This is a genomic window from Gryllotalpicola sp. CP2-P1 (genome assembly GCF_057512245.1).
In genome coordinates this window covers 1-3,034 of sequence record NZ_JBLRDT010000246.1, presented here as the reverse complement: position 1 = coordinate 3,034, position 3,034 = coordinate 1, and the positions used below count along the sequence as shown (strand labels likewise).

The window sequence follows — 3,034 nt, the reverse complement described above, 5'->3', positions numbered from 1 at the left end:
GCGATGGCGGCCGTGCTGCCGCCGGGCGACACCGAGGCGCGCACCTTCAATGCGGGCGCGATGGAGCTCGGTGCGATCGTCTGCACGGCTCGCGCGCCCCGGTGCGCTGACTGCCCGCTCGCATCCTCGTGCGCATGGCGGCTCGCCGGCTACCCAGCGTACGAGGGGCCGCGGCGCGCCGTGCAGAAGAAGTACGAGGGCAGCGACCGGCACGTGCGCGGGCTGATCATGCGCGAGCTGCGCGCGGCCCACGTGCCCGTGACGGATGCCGAGCTCAGCGGCCTCTGGCCCGATGCGATGCAGCTCGCCCGCGCGCTCGCGGGACTGCTCGCCGACGGGCTCGCCGTGCGCGACGCCGACGGCGGCGGCTATGTGCTGCCGTAGCACCCCCGGTCACGAGGGGTGCCGTGGAGGCATCCCTCACACGGCATGAAGCTCCTTCTGTGACAGCGCGGCTACTCTGAGTCGGTGCCCGAATCCCCGCTCTCCGCCTCGCCGTACGAGGTGCTCGGCGTCGACGCGCGCGCGAGTGACGACGAGCTGAAGCGGGCCTACCGGAAGCGCCTGCGTGAGACGCACCCCGACACGGGCGGCTCGGCGGCCGAGTTCCGCGCCGTTCAAGAGGCCTGGGAGCGCATCGGCACCCCCGAGGCGCGGGCAGCGTTCAATCGGCGCCGGTCCCCGTTCAACGGCGCCGGCGCCGGCGCCGAGCCGACCGGCGACGACGATGAGCGCGTGTGGGCGAGCTCGCGCACCGAGGGAGCTCGCCGAGACACCCGGCCGCGGGCGCGCTCCTACGGGCACCCGGGCGGCTGGCGTCGCGAGCGGTTCCTGGCCATGATGCGCGAGTGGGCCGGGCGCGGCCCCGAGCTCGACGACCCCTACGACCCCACGCTCGTCCGATCGGCGCCCTACGAGATCCGGCACACGCTGGCTGACGCCCTCGCAGAGGAGGCGACGGCGCGCGCCACGGCCGAGCTCGGCATCGGCTACACCGTGTGGCACGACGTGTTCGCCCACGACGGCGGCAAGATCGACCACCTCGTCCTCGGCCCGACGGGGCTGTTCGCGCTGCAGTCCGAGGACTACGGCGGCCGCGTCGCGGTGCGGCGCGGCGAGCTCGTGCCGGCTGAGCCGGGGGTGCAGCTCGACGGCCGACCGGCCCACGACCTCGCCGACCGCGCACGCCACCTCGGTCGCGGCCTCGGGGTGAAGTTCGCCGGCGCCATCATCGTGCTGCCCGACGATGCCCTCGACCAGCCGATCGCCGAGATCGGCCGCCATCGGGGCGTCGCCCTGCTGGCGGTGCAGCGCTCCGTGCTCGGCCACCTGCTGCGCTCGGGCGTTCCCGGGGTGCCCCGCGCCGTCGGCCTCGACCTCTTCGAGGTGCGCAGCCGCCTGCAGCGCGGCGTGCGATTCATCTGACCGCCCGCCGGGTACATCCCCATTTCGACTTGCGCGAACGGATGCCTTCGCGTTAGCTATTTAGGTAATGCTTACCTTACCCGCCGACAGCGCCGACCGAGCACGACCCCACCGGGTCCGCGACGACCGCCCCGCCTACCGCCCGTTCCGGGCGACGGTGCGCTCGGTCGCGCGCCTGTCGCCGTCGTTCCTGCGGGTGACCTTCGCGGGCGACGAGCTCGCCGGCTTCGGCACGGCCGGGCTCGATCAGCGCATCAAGCTCGTGCTGCCGCTCGAGGGCGACGGCGCCCCTTCCGGCTACGACCACCTGGGCATCTGCGCCCCCGACGCGATCGCGAACGGCAGCTGGTACGAGCTGTGGCGGGCCGCCCCCGCCGAGCTGCGCAATCCGTTCCGCACCTACACCGTGCGCTCTGTGCGGCCGCAGGAGCGCGAGCTCGATGTCGACTTCGCGGTCCACGGCGACGGCGGCCCGGCGAGCCGTTGGGTGCGGTCGGCACGAGCGGGCGACGAGATCGTCATCGTCGGGCCCGACGACGCATCGAAGGGCTGGCGCAGCGGGCTCGACTGGCACCCGGGCAGCCGTGACGAGCTGCTGCTCGCCGGCGACGAGACGGCCGTCCCGGCCGTGTGCTCGATCCTCGAGTCGCTGACGCCGGGGGTGCGGGCGACCGCGTTCCTCGAGATCCCCGAGAGCGCCGACGCGCTCGACGTCGCGCTCGCCTGCTCTGACCACACCGTCACCTGGCTGCCCCGCCACGACGGCCCCCGCGGCGAGCGCCTGGCCGCGGCGGTGCGCGAGTGGGCGCTGGCGCGACGCCACCTGCTGACGCCGGCCGCCGAGCCGCAGGCATCCGTGCTCGATGAGTCCGACGTCGAGGCGGGCCTCGTGTGGGATGCGCCCGACGCCCGCGACGAGACGGGCTTCTACGCCTGGATCGCCGGCGAGACCCAGTGCGTCGTGAGCCTGCGCCGCTTCCTCGTCAAAGAGCTGGGCGTCGACCGCAGCCGCGTCGCCTTCATGGGCTATTGGCGCCAGGGCCGAGCGGAGCTGTCCTGACATGTCCTCCCCCCGCGCGGCCACGACGCTCGTGGTCTGCTTCGTCGCGCTCGCCCTGCTCACCCTGTTGAGCCTCGCGCTCGGCGCTCAAGCGCTCTCACCCGCCCAGCTGGTGCACGCTCTCGCGCACCCCTTCGACGGCGACCAGGCCGACCGCATCGTGATCGGCCTGCGCCTGCCGCGCACGGCGGTGGCGCTCGTCGCGGGTGCATCGCTCGGGCTCGCCGGCGCCGTGATGCAGGGCGTCACCCGCAACCCGCTCGCCGACCCCGGACTGCTGGGTGTCAACGCCGGTGCCTCGCTCGCCGTCGTCACGGCGATCGGGGTGTTCGGCGTGGGCAGCGCCTCCGGCTACGTGTGGTTCGCATTCGGCGGCGCCGCGGTGGCCGCCGCCGTGGTCTACGCGATCGGGGTGCTCGGGCAGGGCGGCGCGACCCCCGTGAAGCTCGCGCTCGCGGGCGCCGCGCTGACCGCCACCCTGACCTCGATCGTCACGCTCGTGCTGCTCTCTCATCAGGACGTCTTCCAGCAGTTCCGCTTCTGGCAGGT

Annotated in this window: 3 protein-coding genes and 1 pseudogene; all 4 read left to right on the top strand. The window is 73.9% G+C overall.

From position 1 onward, the window contains the following. Positions 1–384, top strand: a pseudogene (locus ACM2XV_RS13660) (A/G-specific adenine glycosylase); the annotation flags it as partial. An 84-nt stretch (positions 385–468) separates the two neighbouring features. Next, positions 469–1,425, top strand: coding sequence for a J domain-containing protein (locus ACM2XV_RS13655; protein WP_487027320.1), 957 nt, complete (start codon positions 469–471; stop codon positions 1,423–1,425). Between the two features lie 67 nt (positions 1,426–1,492). Then, complete coding sequence (locus tag ACM2XV_RS13650) at positions 1,493–2,485, top strand: siderophore-interacting protein (RefSeq protein ID WP_487027319.1); 993 nt, start codon at positions 1,493–1,495, stop codon at positions 2,483–2,485. 1 nt (position 2,486) lies between these two features. Then, a partial coding sequence (locus ACM2XV_RS13645; protein WP_487027318.1) for an iron chelate uptake ABC transporter family permease subunit occupies positions 2,487–3,034 on the top strand: 548 nt, incomplete at its 3' end.